At 74.2% G+C, this 15,466-nt stretch carries 11 protein-coding genes and 2 tRNA genes; 5 read left to right on the top strand and 8 right to left on the bottom strand.

Going from position 1 to position 15,466, the window contains the following annotated elements; all coding sequences use genetic code 11:
- Positions 1-33: 33 nt before the first annotated feature.
- Positions 34-990: an NADP-dependent oxidoreductase gene (locus ABGB10_RS26155; protein ID WP_347663613.1), complete on the top strand. Its 957-nt coding sequence runs from the start codon at positions 34-36 to the stop codon at positions 988-990.
- Between the two features lie 105 nt (positions 991-1,095).
- On the opposite strand, the gene ABGB10_RS26150 is transcribed toward ABGB10_RS26155, so the two are convergent.
- Positions 1,096-1,338 (bottom strand): DUF6458 family protein, encoded by a 243-nt coding sequence (locus ABGB10_RS26150; RefSeq protein ID WP_347663612.1) that lies wholly within the window; start codon positions 1,336-1,338, stop codon positions 1,096-1,098.
- A 147-nt stretch (positions 1,339-1,485) separates the two neighbouring features.
- Here ABGB10_RS26150 and ABGB10_RS26145 point away from each other — a divergent pair.
- Together ABGB10_RS26145 and ABGB10_RS26140 are read left to right on the top strand one after the other, a co-directional pair.
- Positions 1,486-1,558: transfer RNA gene (locus tag ABGB10_RS26145), tRNA-Gly, on the top strand.
- A gap of 48 nt (positions 1,559-1,606) precedes the next feature.
- Positions 1,607-1,681, top strand: a tRNA-Val gene (locus ABGB10_RS26140).
- A gap of 85 nt (positions 1,682-1,766) precedes the next feature.
- Here the strand turns inward: ABGB10_RS26140 and ABGB10_RS26135 are convergent.
- The 4 genes from ABGB10_RS26135 to ABGB10_RS26120 are packed head-to-tail and all read right to left on the bottom strand — an operon-like array spanning position 1,767 to position 9,337.
- Positions 1,767-4,514: an FtsX-like permease family protein gene (locus tag ABGB10_RS26135; RefSeq protein WP_347663611.1), complete on the bottom strand. Its 2,748-nt coding sequence runs from the start codon at positions 4,512-4,514 to the stop codon at positions 1,767-1,769.
- Positions 4,511-7,678 (bottom strand): FtsX-like permease family protein, encoded by a 3,168-nt coding sequence (locus ABGB10_RS26130; RefSeq protein WP_347663610.1) that lies wholly within the window; start codon positions 7,676-7,678, stop codon positions 4,511-4,513. Before ABGB10_RS26130 ends, ABGB10_RS26135 begins: the two co-directional genes overlap by 4 nt.
- A 7-nt stretch (positions 7,679-7,685) precedes the next feature.
- Entirely contained in the window at positions 7,686-8,408 is a 723-nt protein-coding gene (locus ABGB10_RS26125; protein WP_347663608.1) for an ABC transporter ATP-binding protein, read from the bottom strand.
- Positions 8,405-9,337, bottom strand: coding sequence for an ABC transporter ATP-binding protein (locus ABGB10_RS26120; RefSeq protein WP_347663607.1), 933 nt, complete (start codon positions 9,335-9,337; stop codon positions 8,405-8,407). The genes ABGB10_RS26125 and ABGB10_RS26120 overlap by 4 nt, the downstream gene beginning before the upstream one ends.
- Before the next feature lie 293 nt (positions 9,338-9,630).
- On the opposite strand from ABGB10_RS26120, the gene ABGB10_RS26115 reads away from it, so the two are divergent.
- Positions 9,631-10,623 carry an NAD-dependent epimerase/dehydratase family protein gene (locus ABGB10_RS26115; RefSeq protein WP_347663606.1) on the top strand — a complete coding sequence of 331 codons (993 nt, stop codon included), beginning with the start codon at positions 9,631-9,633 and terminating at the stop codon, positions 10,621-10,623.
- A gap of 16 nt (positions 10,624-10,639) precedes the next feature.
- Here the strand turns inward: ABGB10_RS26115 and ABGB10_RS26110 are convergent, their stop codons facing one another.
- Positions 10,640-11,614, bottom strand: coding sequence for a nitroreductase (locus ABGB10_RS26110; protein WP_347663679.1), 975 nt, complete (start codon positions 11,612-11,614; stop codon positions 10,640-10,642).
- A 196-nt stretch (positions 11,615-11,810) separates the two neighbouring features.
- On the opposite strand from ABGB10_RS26110, the gene ABGB10_RS26105 reads away from it, so the two are divergent.
- Positions 11,811-12,449: a response regulator transcription factor gene (locus ABGB10_RS26105; RefSeq protein ID WP_347663604.1), complete on the top strand. Its 639-nt coding sequence runs from the start codon at positions 11,811-11,813 to the stop codon at positions 12,447-12,449.
- Between the two features lie 41 nt (positions 12,450-12,490).
- Here ABGB10_RS26105 and ABGB10_RS26100 read toward each other — a convergent pair whose 3' ends face one another.
- Both ABGB10_RS26100 and ABGB10_RS26095 read right to left on the bottom strand, forming a co-directional pair.
- Positions 12,491-14,167, bottom strand: a complete 1,677-nt coding sequence (locus ABGB10_RS26100; protein ID WP_347663678.1) for a GAF domain-containing sensor histidine kinase — start codon at positions 14,165-14,167, stop codon at positions 12,491-12,493.
- A gap of 97 nt (positions 14,168-14,264) precedes the next feature.
- Positions 14,265-15,275, bottom strand: a complete 1,011-nt coding sequence (locus tag ABGB10_RS26095; RefSeq protein WP_347663603.1) for a nitroreductase — start codon at positions 15,273-15,275, stop codon at positions 14,265-14,267.
- Between the last annotated feature and the right edge of the window lie 191 nt (positions 15,276-15,466).

The raw sequence follows: 15,466 nt of genomic DNA, 5'->3' as shown, positions 1-15,466 counted from the left end.
TCGGCCGTTACCAGAATCAGGAGTCGGTCGAATATGAGAGCGGTCGGACTGCTGCGCTACGGCGGGCCCGAGGTGCTGCGGGTGGTCGAGCTTCCGACGCCGCACGCCGGCCCCGGTGAGGTCCGCATCCGGGTACGCGCGGCGGCGGTCAACCCGGCGGACACCCTGATCCGGGCCGGTATGACGCCGGTGCGACTGCGCGGCAGCGACCCGCTGCTGCCCGGCCAGGACATCGCCGGCACCATCGACGAGGTGGGCTCCGGCACCAGTGGCGCACTCGCCCCGGGCGATTCGGTGATGGCCATGGTCAATCCGACCCGGGCGGCCGGCGGCGGGTACGCCGAGTGGGTAGTGCTCCCGGAGGCCTGGGTGGTGCCCGCTCCGGCGGGCGTGTCACCGGCCGAGGCGGCCACTCTGCCGTTGAACGGATTGACCGCCCTGCACGCCCTGGATCAGTTGCGACTGGCGTCCGGCAGCACCCTCGCGGTGACCGGCGCGGCCGGTGCCGTCGGCGGCTACGTGGTGCAGCTCGCCAAGGCCGCCGGTCACCGGGTGTTGGCCGACGCGGCGCCGGGTGACGTCGACCTGGTCGCCGCGCTCGGCGCGGACGTGACGGTGATCCGAGGTCCGGGTGTCGCCGACCGCTTCCGGGAGCACGCCCCGGACGGGGTGGACGCCGCTGTCGACGCCGCGTTGTTCGGCGGCGCGCTGTTGCCGGCGGTGCGCACGGGTGGTGCGGTCGCGCTGCTGCGCGGCGGGCCCGATCCGGCGCTGCGGGCGCAGGCCGACCAGCGGAGGATCGGCATGGTGTCCGCGTACGTGCACGAGTACGACGGGCGTCGCGACAAGCTCGACCTGCTTCGGCGGCTCGCCGAGGAGGGCGCGCTGACCCTGCGGGTCGCTGGCCGGTTCCCGCCTGAGGAGACGGCCCGCGCGCATCAGCTCCTGGAAGCCGGAGGGGTACGCGGCCGGTTGGTCATCGAGTTCTGAATCCGCCGGCGGCACCAGGCGCGGTCGGGCCGGTCGCCTTCAGCAAGGCGGCCGGCCCGGAATCACGGTGGTCTGGCGGCTCCGCCAGCGATGGAAGTGGTCGTGTCACATCGGCGGGGCGATGTCCCGCCGCTCCTCGACCTGGCGGTACTCCACCGGTTGCTCGGTGGTCGTGACCACCTGGCGGCGCCGGCCCCAGATCAGCGTGGTCATGATCAGGCCGAGCACGCCGGCGCCCATCAGGATCCAACCGACCACGTCGAGGTTGATGCCGCCGACGCTTGCGTCCAGTGCGAAGGTGAGGATCGCGCCGAGCGCGATCAGGAAGATGCTGGTGCCGATACCCACGACAGCCTCCTTAAGGGGGTGTGGTGCGCTGTCGAGCCCTTCAGTACCCCGGTGGCGACCAGCGCAACCGCCGCCGCCCAGGGTGCCGCGCCAAGCGATCTTGGCATCGGGTAGAGTTCACCTGTCGCCGACGCGAGTCGGGGACGTGCGGACGTAGCGCAGCTGGTAGCGCATCACCTTGCCAAGGTGAGGGTCGCGGGTTCGAATCCCGTCGTCCGCTCTCGATCTGCCCCATCGGGGCCTGGCTGCCGGGTTCGGCGGTCACCACGGGCGATTGGCGCAGTGGGAGCGCGCTTCCTTGACACGGAAGAGGTCACTGGTTCAAACCCAGTATCGCCCACCATCTATGCAAGCAGGTCAGCTGGCCCGTTACCGGTTATCCGGTAGCGGGCCTCGGCTTTTTCGGCTTCCCACCTGCCAGCAGCCGGTCACTCACCGGCGCGGAGTACCTCGCTCAGCCGGTCGCGTCGCCGCAGCGCCGACTCGACAGGTACGACGGTGGCGGCCGCCGCCAGCAGCGCCACGCTCACCAGGCCGAGCAGCCACCACGGCAGGACCGCCGCCGGTTCGACGGCTTGGCCGGTGAGCAGCCACAGGTCGAGTGGGCCGAGCGTCAGGCGTGCGAGCAGGACCCCGAGTAGCGGACCGCACACCGCGGCGACCACTACCGGCGGCAGCAGCTCTCCGGCGGCGACCCAGCGGACGTCGCGTGGCCGCAGGCCGAGGGTCCGCAGCCGGGTCAGGGTCTGCCACCGTTCCGACGCACCTGCGGCGGCGGCGAGCGCGAGGCCGAGCAGCCCCAGCGCCAGCAGCACCGCGGCGGCCGTCCACGCCAGCCGTAGTAGCCCTGCGGTCAGCGGAGCCACTCGCTGCGCCCGCAGGGCGTCCGCGCGCAGCACGACGTCGGCGGCGACGCCGCTGTTCGACACGGCCCGCGCCGCGCCGGGGCCGGTCACCCAGACGGTGTTCGGAACGGCGGGCAGTCCGGCGTCGGCGAGGGCCGCGGCGTCCACGATGACGACGTCGCCGGCGCCGCCGACGGAGGGAGCGGTACCGACCGCGGCGAGACGGATCGCCGGGGCGTCGTCTCGGGATAGTTGCAGCCGAGTGCCGGTCCGCAGCTCGCCGTCGCTCGATCGGACCAGCGCCGGGACGTCCCCGGGACCGGGTGCCGTGAGCCGGGCCAGCGCCGGCGCGTCGGGCAGCGGGGTGGTGGCCAGCAGGCGCTGGAACGCGGCGGCGTCCACGATGACCAGGCGAGGGGTGAGCGGTGTCGATTCGGTGAAGACGCGTGCCGAGTCGGTCACCTGCGCGACGACGACCTGCCCCACCCCGGGTTCGGCGGCGATGCGTTCGGCGAGTGCGGGCGTGGCGGCCCCGGCGCCGACGTCGAGGCGGGCGTCGGCGCCGACGGTGCTCCACGCGCCGTCGGCCAGACCCCGGGTGACGGTGGTGCCGAGGATGAGCGCGAACGACGCGAGCGCCGTGGTGCTGACCAGAACCAGCAGCGGTAACGCGCGTCCGGCCGTCGTGGCCGCCTGGGCGGCACCGAACACGGCCAGCGGGCGGCGCGAGCGTAGGGCCTGGCGGAGCGCGCCTCGCGCCCCGAGAGGCAGCAGCCGGAGCAGGACGAGCGCGCCGACGAGCGCGCCCAGAGCGAGGGCGCTGATCGGCAGGATCAGGTCGCCGGTCAGCTCACCGGTGTCGCCGTCGGAGCCGACGGGTAGGAGCCCCCGCTGGTGCAGTGTGACGAAGGCGGCGACCGCGGCGATCAGGACAGCGGCCTCCACGGCGGCGCGGCGTAGCTGGCCGGTCGCCCGGATCCAACGCCGAGCGGCCGGGTTGGCGGGTTGGCGCCGGTCGCGGCTGGCGCGGGCGGCGGCGAGGATGCCGAATGCCGGCCCGGCGACGGCACCGGCCAGGACCACGGGCACGGCCCAGGTCCACGAGACGCCGGGAGCAGCCGCGCGGGCGAGGACGAGCCCGACGGCGGCGGCCGACAGGGACACCACTGTGGACTCGATGATCAGTTCCGCACCGAGGTCGGGTAGCGCCGCGCCACGCTGCCGGGCGGCGCTCAGCGCCGAGGCACGGCGGCGGACCAGCAGGTCGGCGGCGAGTAGCAGGACCAGTACCGTGGCGGTCAGCACCCCGGCGAGCAGGACGGCGGCCTGCGCGGAGGTGGCGCTGATCTGTGTACGGGCGGCACGCAGGGCGGTGTCGAGCTGCGATTCCCACCTCAGGGACTGGTCGCGTTCGCTTGATGAGCCGGAGGTTGCCTTGAGTTTGACCACCCGGCTGGCGAGCGGCGCGGTGGCGTCCCAGGTGAGCGCGTCGGGAACGGGTGCGAAGTGGATGGTGCGCCGCAGTTGGTCCTCGTCGACGGCGAGCCGGGCATCCGGTAACGACTCGGGCGACAGCAGGCCGGCGAACCGCGTGGTCCCCTCGCCGTCCGCGCCGGGCACGGGGCGCAGTAGCGCCGGTGCGAGTCGCCAGGCGGGGTCGGCGCTGTCCGCGGGTCGGTAGATCCCGCTGATCCGGACGTCTTTGTCACGACCCTGGCCGTCCTTGACCGGGATTCGATCGCCGGGGCCGAGGTCGAGTGCGGCGGCGTCCGCCTCGGAGAGGCCGATCTGCACCGGCCAGGGCGGTCCGTCGTAGGGGGTCTCGACGTACTGGTCGGAGACGGTGGGGCCGGGCGCGTTGCCGGCGATCCAGGTCACGTCCGGGCCGCCGAGGTCACCGGACAGGTAGGTGAACTGGAAGGTACGCGGCACCGTGCCGTCGGTGATGCTGAGGATCGGGCCGTTGACGACGGCGACGGGCGGGAGCAGCGCGGCGTCCAGGTCGGGTCCGAGCGCGGATGTCGCCCGGGTACGGAAGTCGTCGACGTCGTCGGCGAGGCGGGGCATCCGGACCCGCCCGCCGGTCGGGCCGTCGTCGCGTTCCCAGTCGGCGTGTACGAGGACGTTCGCGTCGTGGCCGGCGCGGCGGACCGTGTCCTGGACGGCGTCGTCGGCGGCGGCGCGGAACAGCGCCGGCACGGCCCCGGCGAGCAGCGCGACGGCCGCGATGACAGTGGCGGTGAGCAGCAGCGGGCCGGCATCGGTACGGCCACGGCCGCGGATGCTGGGCCAGTGCGGCGCCGGCCACCGGCGGGTCGCCCACCGGTTCACGGCGCCACCCGCAGGTGCGCGGCGTCGGCCCGGCGGACCTGGACGGTGACCACGACGGCGACCGCCAGCAGGCATCCGGCCAGCAGTACGGCGAGCAGTGCGGCCTCGGCTGGCCACGGCCAGTGCGGCTGGGCGGCCGGGACGGGCGCGGCGCCGGTGTCGGAGCGTACGAGCAGCGGAGCGACGACCCGGGTGGCGAGCGCGCCGACGGCCGCACCCGCCGCGAGCAGGGGCAGCAGAACGCCGACGTGCTGGCCGAGCAGCACCGCTCGGATGTCGCGCCGGGACATCCCCAGGCCGCGTAGCCGCGCCACCTCGACAGCGCGGACCTGTAGGTCGCAGGTGACGTGCAGGACGACGCCGGCGAGCAGCAGCAGGGCCGCGGCCGGGACGATGAGCCGGAGCGCGGCCGGCAGCCCGGCGCCCAGCGGGCCGCCGGTGAGGCGGGCGGTCTCCGCCTCGCGGGTCGTGACGGCCCCCAGGTGCAGGGCGGTGACCCGCTCGGCGGCATCGGGACCGGCCGGGTGGCCGACCCACCAGGCGTCGACCGGGAACGTCAGGTCACCGGTGAGGACGCGTGCGCGGGACAGCGTGTCCAGGTCGGCCAGGACGGCGCCGGCGCCGGGGGCGGACGGTACGGTCGGCACGACCTCGGTGACGACGACCGGGACGGGCGTGGTGCCGACCGTGACGCTGAGCTGGCTGCCTCTGTCGGCACCGACCTCGCTGGCAAAGCGGGCGGACACGGCGACGGGCACCGGGCCGGGGTCCGGGAAGGCGGTGGCGACGAGGGTCCGGGCGGCGTCCTCGGCGCCGCCGAGGTCGACGGTCGCGGCCATCCGCAGCGCGGTTCCCGTCGACGTGGCGGCCACCATGACGGTCGGGTCCCGCAACCTGCTCGGGACCGGTGGCGCGGACGTGGCGGTCCAGTCCGATTCGTCAGTGGACCTCTGCGCCGACCCGGCGGGCGGCACGGTGAGCGTGACGGCTACCGCGACGGATCCGCCGACCGCGTCGGCGGTGACCGGTAGGGCGACCGCGACGAGGCGCAGCCCGTCAGCGGTCGCGCAGGCGGGCAGCCGAAACTCCCGGCCGTCGAGCGGTACGGCGGGACCGGTGCAGGACGTGCGTAGGCCGGTGGCGTCCTGCAGTAGCAGCCGGGGCGTCACGGCGGGCGAGGTGCCGCCGGTGGCGGTCCCACTCAGGACGAGCGGGGCACCAGTCGGAACGGCGAGGCCGGTGACCCGGGTGCGTGGTGCCAGCGCGGCACCCACGTCCGCCCATCCGCGGTCGCCGTCCAGCCGACCGCGCAGCAGCGCGTCGGCGCGGGTGGTGTCGACGGCTACCAGGCGCGGCGCATCGCCGGCGGTGCCGAGCCACTGACCGACGGCCGTACCACGGTCGAGGGCCGGACTCACCGCCCCCGCGGTGGCCGCGCTGACGACCGCGCCGTCTCCGGCCACCGGCGCCGTGCTGAGGGCGAGTGTCAGGTCGGTGCCGACGGCGAGCGCGGCCTGGTCGCGCTGCGACTGGTGCCAGGTGGTGTCGAAGGCGAGGCCGAAGGTTGCGGCCGCGCAGGCGAGCCCGACGAGCAGCCCGGCGGCCACCGCCTGGGGTCGGCGGGCGGCCTCGGAGACCGCCAGTGGAAGCGCCAGCCCACGCGCGCGGTACGCCAGCCGGTCGGCGCCGCGCAGGGTGGGAAGTACCACCCGGAGCGCGAGGGCGGCGCCTGCGGTGAGCAGCAGCGCCGGCGCGAGCACCCGGACCACGTCGGCGCGTGGGTCGGCGGTGGTGGGCTGCGCGTACAGCTGCCACCACCCGGCGGCGGCGAACACCGCGAGCATCAGGTCGGCGCCGGATCGGGCCAGCAGTTCGCGGCGGGTGCGCCGGTCGCCGGCTGCCGGGACGGGCCGGATCGCCAGGACGGTGAGGACAACGGCGAGCACCAGCGCGCCGCCGGCGACCGCGAGGACCTGGGCACCGGCGATGGCCGGCCGGACGGTCAGGCCGGCGTCGTCCAGCGGCGGCAGGTGGGTCAGGCCGGCGTGCAGGGCCGACGAGGCCGGTATCGCGAGCGCGGCGGCGACGGCGGCGACGAGCCCGGCCTCGAGTGTCGCGGTGGCGGCGAGTCGGCGACGGCTGGTGCCCACGGCGGACCGCAGGGCGGTCTCGTCGGCGCGTATGCCCGCCGTCAGCCGGCCGGCGAGGACGAGTGCCGTCGCGGTCAGGACGCCGCCGAGGACGGCGATGGCGAGCACGACGGCGGCGGTGACGTGCCGTTGGTCGTCGGCGGCCCGCAGGGTCAGCGGCAGGTCGGAGGCGACACGGGCGAGCGTGACACGGTCGCCGAGGGTGCCGGCCAGCCGGCGGTCGGCATCGCGGACGCCCCCGGCCACGGCCTCCAGGTCGCGGCGGTTGGCGTGGGACAGGTCCGGATGGGCGGTGATCTCCATCCGGTCGACGGTGGCTCCGGTGGTGACCAGGTCGGCGAGGTCCACGAGGAACGGGCCGTAGGCGTTGACCGGCTGCATGAAGCGGCCGTCCCGGTAGCCGATGGCGGAGCCGGCCGCGTTCAGCGGGTCGCGTTCCCAGCCGCGCCCCGCCAGCGGGCGTACCACACCGACGACGGTCACGTCGACGGCCGGGACGGGCGGGTGGGCCAGCTCGGCACCGAGGTGCACCCGGCTACCGGGGGTGAGGCCGAGCAGTTGGGCGGTGGACTCCAGCAGCACCGCGTCGCCGGGGTGCTGTGGCCAGCGCCCGGTGACCAGCTCGGCTCGGGCCGGCAGATCGTCCAGCCCGGACAGGTACGCCTGGGCCCCGACGGTGGTGCCCTTGGCGAGTGTGGGTGGCAGCGCCCGCAGCACCGTCGACGCCCGCGCGGTTGTCGTCACCGGGAACGGCGTGAGCGTGGAGGCCACCCCGGTGCGGGTGTCGGCGACGACGGACGGCGTGTCCGGGCCCTCGACGGTGCCGGTGTAGACGGTCACGTCGACGGCGGCGGGCTCGGCGCGGGCCATGGCGATCTCCAGCGCCCGCTCGGCGGTGCGGGTGACCAGCAGGGTGCAGGTGCCCAGCAGGGTCGCGCCGATGGTGACGACCCCGAGGAGGGCTGCCAGCAACGGCCACTGCGCGCGGGCGCGCCGGCTGACCAGCCTCAGCATCGTCGCGTCACCCGGCGTCCGGCGCGGGCTCGTACGGCTGCCCGGGCGCCTGTTCGTCGAGGCGCCCGTCGTGGATGCGGATGACCCGGTCGGCCAGGGCCATCATCACCGCGTCGTGCGTCGACACCAGTACGGTGACGCCTTCGGATTCCACTATCCCGCGTAGCAGGGCCATCACCGACAGGCCCGTCTCGGCGTCCAGTTGCCCGGTCGGCTCGTCGGCGAGCAGTAGCCGGGGCGAGGCGGCCAGCGCGCGGGCGATCGCCACCCGCTGCTGCTGGCCGCCGGACAGCTCGGCGGGCCGCTGCCGGGCGTGGTCGGCCAGACCGACCAGTTCCAGCAGCAACTCGACCCGCCGCTCGCGATCGGCCGGGGTGACGCGGGCCAGCCGCAGCGGGGCGGCGACGTTCTCCGCGGCCGACAGCACCGGGATCAACCCGAAGCTCTGGAAGACGTACGACACCTTTTCGCGGCGCAGCAGGGACAGGCCGTCCTCGTCGAGCGCGGTGACGTCGGTGCCGTTGACGTGTACGGTGCCGGCGTCCGGGCGGTCCAGGCCGCCGACGACGTTGAGCAGGGTGGTCTTGCCCGAGCCGGACCGGCCGACGAGCGCCACCATGGAACCGGCGGCGACGTCGAACGACACGCCGCGCAGGGCGTGCACGACGGTCGGCCCGGTGCGGAAGCGCCGGTGTACGTCGCGCACGCGCAGCAGCGGCTCGCTACTCATTCGTCGCTTCCCGAGTCGGGGCGGATCGTGATGTGGTCGGGTTCCAGGGCCAGCCGGACCCGTCGGGTCAGCGCCAGCGCCTGGCGGAACTCGCGGGGCACCTGGACCCGCCCGGCCCGGTCCATCACGGCGTACTCCTCGGCGATCACGTGGGTGCCGCCCGCCGCGTCGGTGGTGGTGCGGCGCAGCACCTCGCTGCTGGTGCGCCCATCCCGGATCGCGACGGTCCGTTCGACCTGGCTGCTGACCGCCGGGTCGTGGGTCACCACGACAACTGTGACGCCGTACCGCCGGTTGACGTCCCGCAGCACCCCGAAGACCTCCGCGGACGTGGCGGCGTCCAGCTCGCCGGTCGGCTCGTCGGCGAGCAGGACCCGCGGCTGGTTGGCCAGCGCCACCGCGATCGCGACCCGCATCTGCTGCCCTCCGGAGAGTTGCCCGGGACGGCGATCGGCGCAGTCGGCGACACCGAGGCTGTCCAGCAGTTCGGCCGCGCGCTCCCGGCGCTCCTCCTTCGCGGTGCGGGCCGCCGTCATCGGCAGGTCCACCATCTCCCGTGCGGTCAGGTAAGGGATCAGGTTGCTCGCCGTCTGCTGCCGTACGAACCCGACGGTGTGCCGCCGGTAGTCCACCCGGTCCGCGCGGGACATCGCCAGCAGATTCCACCTGTCGACCCGGACCCGTCCGGCGGTCGGGGCGTCGATGCCGGCCAGGATGGAGAGCAGCGTCGACTTGCCCGACCCGGAGGCACCGACGACGGCGACCAGCTCACCGCTCTGCACGGCCAGGTCCAGCCCTTGCAGCGCCTGCACCTCGATCGAACCGGTCTGGTAGATCCGCACCAGGTTCTCGCAGACGATGAGCGCATCCCGGCCGAACTCGGGTGCCCGCGCGGATGGCTGCGGCAGGGACAGCGGTGTGCTGGACATTCCCTTCTCCGTCCGGGTCGTGCCGACGTCGAGCCAGCCTCGGGTAGCGGTCGGGCCCACCGATCGGGTACGTGGTGTCACCTGGACGGCACGCATGGTTGCCAAATGCGTCAAGAGCCTCGATTGCCGGTGCTGACGCAGATTGAAGCAGTTTCGCAATCGGCGGCTGCGTTGACCATGCCCCTGGGCGGCTTTCCTGCATCCTGGGCGAGGCCTGCGGTTCTGCCACGGGCAGATCCGCTACCGGTGAAACGGGGTGCCATCGGTCGGCCCGCGCCGGCAGGGTGGCGTGCATGAGGCTGCTGGTGCTGGGCGGTACGGGATTCGTGGGCGGCGCGATGGTCACCGAGGGCGTACGCCGTGGTTGGTCGGTGACGGTGTTCAACCGAGGGCTGCACGGCGTGGTGCCGCCAGGCGTACACCGGTTGCGGGGTGACCGGACCGCGCCGGACGGCCTGGCGGCGCTGGCCGGCGGTGGGTGGGACCTGGTGGTGGACACCTGGGACGGTGCGCCGCGCGCCGCCCGCGACGCCGCCCGCGTTCTGGCCGACGTGGTCGGCCACTACGGGTACGTGTCCAGCGGGTCGGTCTACACCGACCACTCCACCGTCGGGTTGCATGAGGACTCCCCGGTGGTGGACGCCGACGCGGACTCGGTCGACGGCGACTATCCGCAGCTCAAGGCCGGTGCCGAACGTGCCGTACGGGAGGTGTTCGGCGACCGGGCGCTGGTCGCCCGGGCCGGTCTGATCCTGGGCCCGGGGGAGGACATCGGCCGGCTGCCCTGGTGGCTGCGGCGCATCGAGCGCGGCGGTGACGTGCTCGCGCCCGGGCCGGCCGACCTGCCGGTGCAGTACGTCGACGTCCGCGATCTGGCGGGATGGATGCTGGACGCCGGCGCCCGACGGTTGGGCGGCACGTTCAACGCGATCGGTCGTCCCGCGCAGACCACGATGGGTGAGCTTCTCGACGCGTGTGTGGCTGCCACCGGTGCGGATGCCCGGCTGCGCTGGACCGATCCGACGCGGATCCTCGCCGCCGGTGTGCAGCCGTGGAGCGACCTGCCGATCTGGATGCCGATCGGTCACCCGTACCGGGGTTTGCTGGAACAGGACGTGACCCGTGTCCTCGCCGCCGGGTTGACCTGCCGGCCGGTGACCGAGACCGTCGCCGACACCTGGCGGTGGCTGCGCGAGGTCGGTGCGGTGCCGCCGCGCGCCGGGCGACCGCAGCGCAGCTCGATCGGACTGGACCCGACCCGGGAGGCCGCGCTGCTCGCCGCGTGACCGCCTCCGCCGTCGCTCAGGTCGACACCGCCGGCAGGTCGAGCACCTCGTCGACATCGCGGCGGGGGGTCGGTCGGCCCGGCTGGCCGTAGCCGATCCGCAGCACCATCTGCGGCGTGCCGAACCGCCCCAGCGACAACCGCAGCTGTTCCCGCGCCGCCGGCACCTCGATCGGTTGGGAGAGCATCGAGACAGCGAGCCCGGCGTCGGTCGCGACGAGCAGCAACCGTTGCAGGGCCTGGCCGGCGATCACCTGGTCGACGGCCGTGTTGCCGACCGAGCCGAGTACTCCGACGAGGGGTTCCGGCTCGAAGTCGCGTCCCGGGGCACGGTCGCGCCCACCGAAGCCGCGCGTCGGCAGGACGTCCTGCGGCTCGCCCTGCGGGCCCCCGGCCGAGGCGGGTACGCCGTCCGGCGCCGGCTCCCGGCGCAGCCACCGCTCGCTCTCCGCCCGGTACGCCGGGTCCCGCTCCAGCACCCGGTGTGCGCTGCGGGCGATCTCGCCGAACGCGGAGACCGCGCTCACCCCGATCAGCAACTCCAACCAGCACTGCTCGGCACGAGCCGCCTCGCCCAGGCGCCACCGGACGTCGGCCGGCACCCGGTCCGGCCAGAACGGCAGCCGGTTGCTGAAACGGCGGGGGATGGCCGCGTAGAGGCTCTGCTCGGCGGGGGAGGGGCGACGTGGGGTGTCCGGCACCAGCCGGGCCAGCAGGTCCGGCTCGGCCGGGTCGGGCCGCAGCCGTACCCGAGCCGGGATTCCGGTCACGGTCAGCGCCATCCGCAGGTTGAACAGCGCCGCGCCGCAGGCGATCCGGACACCCCAGCCGCTGGGGTCGGTCGCCGGCAGCCGGCGGGTCGGGTCGGCCAGCACCTCGATGCCGCCGTCGCGCAGTCGCAGCCGCCACGGCTGGGTGTTGTGCAACGACGGTGCCCGGACCGCGTCCACGGCGGCGGCCCGTAGCTGGGCCTCGGTGTAGCCGATGTCCATGGCGGTGCCCCTCTCCCGGCGGGCCGACGGCTGACGGTGCGACGGCTGGCGTACCTCCACGCTGCACCGTCGGGTCGGCCGTTGAGCAGGGCCGGACGTCCCGATCGGTGGGGACCGACCGCCCTCGGACGTCGGCCCGACCCGGTCGGGACTTTCGGCCCGTGCGGTGCGTCGGGTACGGGGGTAGAAACGAGGGATGATCCGCGTCTTCCTCCTCGACGACCACGAAGTCGTCCGCCGTGGCCTGGCCGACCTGCTGCAGAGCGGCGGCGACATCGAGGTGGTCGGCGAGTCCGGCTCCGCGCAGGAGGCGACGCGCCTCATTCCGGCGTTACGGCCCGACGTGGCGATCCTCGACGCGCGGCTGCCCGACGGCAACGGCATCGACGTGTGCCGGGACGTCCGCGCGGTCGACTCGTCCATCAGGGGCCTGATCCTCACCTCGTACGAGGACGACGAGGCGCTGTTCGCGGCGATCATGGCGGGTGCCGCCGGTTACGTGCTCAAGCAGATCCGGGGCACCGACCTGGTGGACGCGGTGCGGCGGGTGGCGGCCGGGCAGTCGTTGCTCGACCCGGCGATCACCACCCGGGTCCTGGAGCGCATCCGCAACGGGGTCGAGCAGCCGCGCGAGCTGAAGTCGCTCACCGATCAGGAGCGGCGAATCCTGGAGTACGTGGCGGAAGGGCTCACCAACCGGGAGATCGCGGCCAGGATGTTCCTGGCGGAGAAGACGGTGAAGAACTACGTCTCCAGCGTGCTGGCCAAACTGGGCCTGGAGCGTCGCACCCAGGCCGCCGTCCTGGCCACCCGTCTACTCGGCAAGACCCCCTGACCCGAGTCGCGTCGCTCAGTCGCGTCGCTCAGTCGCGTCGCTCAGTCGCGCAGCGGCACGGCCCAGCTCACCTCGGTGCCGTGCGGCTCGACCGGGCGGATCGTGAAGGTGCCGTCGAGGCGGTCGGCGCGTTCGCGCAGGTTGACCAGCCCACCCCGGGCGGCGGTCGGGTCACAGCCCACCCCGTCGTCGGTGACCGTCACGCTCACCCGCCCGGCGTCGACGCGTACGGCGACGGCGACCCGGGTGGCCTGCGCGTGGCGGACCGTGTTGGACAGCGCCTCGCGCAGCACCGCGGCGATATCGGGGCGGATGGTGTCCGGCACGGCGCTGTCCACCGGGCCGGTCACCTCCAGGTGCGGTTTGAAGCCCAACGACTCGGCGGCCAGCTCGATCGCCTCACGGATCTCCGTACGCAGCGCGGCGGTCATCGGCGTCCGCAGCTCGAAGATGGTCCGGCGGATGTCACGGATCGTCGCGTCCAGATCGTCGACGGCCGCGTTGATCCGTTTGGTGACCTCCGGGCGGCCCATCATCGGCGCGGCGCTCTGCAGTTGCAGCCCGGTGGCGAAGAGTCGCTGGATCACCACGTCGTGCAGGTCGCGGGCGATCCGTTCGCGGTCCTCCAGGACCACCAGCAGTTCCCGTTCCTCCTGACCGCGCGCCCGTTCCATGGCCAGGGCCGCCTGACCGGCGAAGCTGCCCAGCAGGGCCACGTCGTCCTCGCTGCGGGCGCCGCCGCGATCCGCCTGGTGTGCCACGACCAGCACGCCGTGCAGCGTGTCGGCGGTCGCCAGGGGTGAGATCACCGCGGGTCCGGTGCGCAGCAGGGCCGGCCACGGCGCGGCGTGCGCGAGGTCGTCCACCTGATCGTGTCGGCCCTCGGCGACCGCCGCGCCGAAACTGGTGTCGCCCGCCGGCAGGACCGTACCGACCAGCGCCTGGGCCTGCCCGTCGGCGCCGTCGACCACCTCCACGGTGAACTGCGCGGCGTCGGCGTCGTAGAGCAGCACCAGGGCCAGCTCAGCCTCGGCGACCTCGCGGGCCCGGCGGGCGACCAGCGCCAACGCGTCGGTCCGGCGTACCTCGCCGAGCAGCACCGAAGTGATCTCGGCGGTGGCGGCGAGCCACCGTTCCCGCCGGTGTGCCAGTGCGTAGAGGCGGGCGTTCTCGATGGCCACGCCGGCGGCGGCGGCGAGCGCGACGACGATCTCCTCGTCGTCGTCGGTGAACTGCACGCCGCCCTGCTTCTCGGCCAGGTAGAGGTTGCCGAACACCTGGCCGCGGATGCGCACCGGCACGCCGAGGAAGCTGTGCATCGGCGGATGGTTGGCGGGGAAGCCGTAGGAGCGGGGGTGCTGGGTGATGTCCGGCATCCGCAGCGGTCGGGGCTCGTCGATGAGCAGGCCGAGCACTCCCCGCCCGTGTGGCAGGTCGCCGATCTTCGCGTGCTGCTCCGGGGTGATGCCGTGCACGATGAAGTCGTGCAGCAGCCGGTCCGGGCCGAGGATGCCCAGCGCGCCGTACTGAGCCCCGACCAGTTCGCAGGCGGACCCGACGATGCGTTGCAGGGTGGTGCGCAGATCGAGGTTGGTGCCGATGCCGACCACCGCGTCGAGCAGTGCACGCAGCCGCTCCCGGCTGGTGACGACCTCGCCGACCCGGTCCAGCATCTCCTGGAGAAGCTCGTCGAGGTGGACCCGGGACAGGGGGCTCAGTCCGAGCGAAGGGGTCGCCGAGGGGTCCTGACGAGGTGGCGGCACGCTGCTGGTCACCGGGGGATGGTAACGCCGGTGCCCTCGTCGCCAGCCCCCGTCAGCGGACGGCGGAGGTGTCGACCACCTGCGCGGTGGTCAACCGCGGGGTGTGTGGCGGGCCGGCGTGTGCCGGGTCCGCGATGCCCAACCGCAGCGCCAGGTACGGGAAGCCGATCCCGGAGAGCAGCTGACGCAGGGTCTGCCGGGTGCCCGGCACCTCCACCACCGCGCTGAGCGGCACCACCGACACGCCGAGCCGAGTGGCGGTCAACCATCCGGCGGAGAGCGCCTCGCCCGCGCGCAACCAGCTGTCCCGTTCGTCCTCGTCGCCGTGCAGCATCGCGTACACCGCAGCCTGGTCGTGGCCGGGACCGACGGGCAGGCTGCCGGGGCGGCCGAAGTCGCGGCCCGGCACGGTGGTCTGCGCGGGCTGCTCCGGCAGCACCTCCGCCGGCAGGCCGGTGCCCGAGCCAGCCCGGCTGGTCCAGTACGCCAGCTCGGTGCGCAGCTCCGGGTCCTCGGACTCGACCGTGTCGGCGTGCCCGGCCGTGGCGGCCAGCTCCAGCACCTGGTCGCGGTCGAGGATCTGCAACCGGCCGCCCCCACCGGTCACCGCGCGGGTGATCTGCTCGAGAGCGGCGGTCGGGACCGGCTCGTCGCTGACCGGCCGCCGGTCGGTGTGCCGTACCTGCATGCACTGCACCATGTGCATGGCGTCGGGGTCGGCCGTGGTGTGGCTGAGGTCGGTCAGCCGGGCCAGCAGCTCGCTGTCGTCCGGGTCGGGCAGCCGTTCCACCACGGCGCTCCACCCCTGCGCGGCCAGCGCCACCCGGGCGTGGTGCAGGGCGGTGCCACAGCTGATCGCGAGCAGCCGGCCCTCCGGGTCGGAGGCGGCGAGCTGTCGGTCGGCGACAGAGCGCAGTTCGAGCGCGTCAGGCAGCACCCGCCAGCGCCACGGTTGGGTGTTGTGCACCGAGGGGGCGTGGCCGGCGGTGGCGGCGGCCTCCGCCAGCGCGGTGGTCAGTTGGCTCTCCTGACTCATGGTCACGACCTTTCCGTCTCTGCTCATCGTGCCTCACGATGCGGTGCCGCGCGGTGGGTTGCCGTTCCATCCTGGGGTATCGGGTGCGGTGACACAGGGGCCGTAGGTCCCGGTCGTACCGGGCCGTCCCGCCCTCCCGGCCAGCCCACGACGGCGACGGCCTGACCCACCCGACCTGGCCCAGCCCGCCCGGCCACCAGCTCACCGGTCCGCCCGCA

It is taken from the genome of Micromonospora sp. B9E7, assembly GCF_039871815.1.
Taxonomy (GTDB): Bacteria; Actinomycetota; Actinomycetes; order Mycobacteriales; family Micromonosporaceae; genus Micromonospora.
This window is presented reverse-complemented; position numbering and strand designations above follow the sequence as displayed.

What these genes read in the sequence shown, in the direction of transcription:
- ABGB10_RS26105 (WP_347663604.1), top strand. Translation starts at nt 11,811, where the DNA reads ATGATCCGCGTCTTCCTCCTCGACGACCACGAAGTCGTCCGCCGTGGC.
- ABGB10_RS26125 (WP_347663608.1), bottom strand. Translation starts at nt 8,408, where the DNA reads ATGAGTAGCGAGCCGCTGCTGCGCGTGCGCGACGTACACCGGCGCTTC.
- ABGB10_RS26120 (WP_347663607.1), bottom strand. Translation starts at nt 9,337, where the DNA reads ATGTCCAGCACACCGCTGTCCCTGCCGCAGCCATCCGCGCGGGCACCC.
- ABGB10_RS26155 (WP_347663613.1), top strand. Translation starts at nt 34, where the DNA reads ATGAGAGCGGTCGGACTGCTGCGCTACGGCGGGCCCGAGGTGCTGCGG.
- ABGB10_RS26130 (WP_347663610.1), bottom strand. Translation starts at nt 7,678, where the DNA reads ATGCTGAGGCTGGTCAGCCGGCGCGCCCGCGCGCAGTGGCCGTTGCTG.
- ABGB10_RS26110 (WP_347663679.1), bottom strand. Translation starts at nt 11,614, where the DNA reads ATGGACATCGGCTACACCGAGGCCCAGCTACGGGCCGCCGCCGTGGAC.
- ABGB10_RS26115 (WP_347663606.1), top strand. Translation starts at nt 9,631, where the DNA reads ATGAGGCTGCTGGTGCTGGGCGGTACGGGATTCGTGGGCGGCGCGATG.
- ABGB10_RS26095 (WP_347663603.1), bottom strand. Translation starts at nt 15,275, where the DNA reads ATGAGCAGAGACGGAAAGGTCGTGACCATGAGTCAGGAGAGCCAACTG.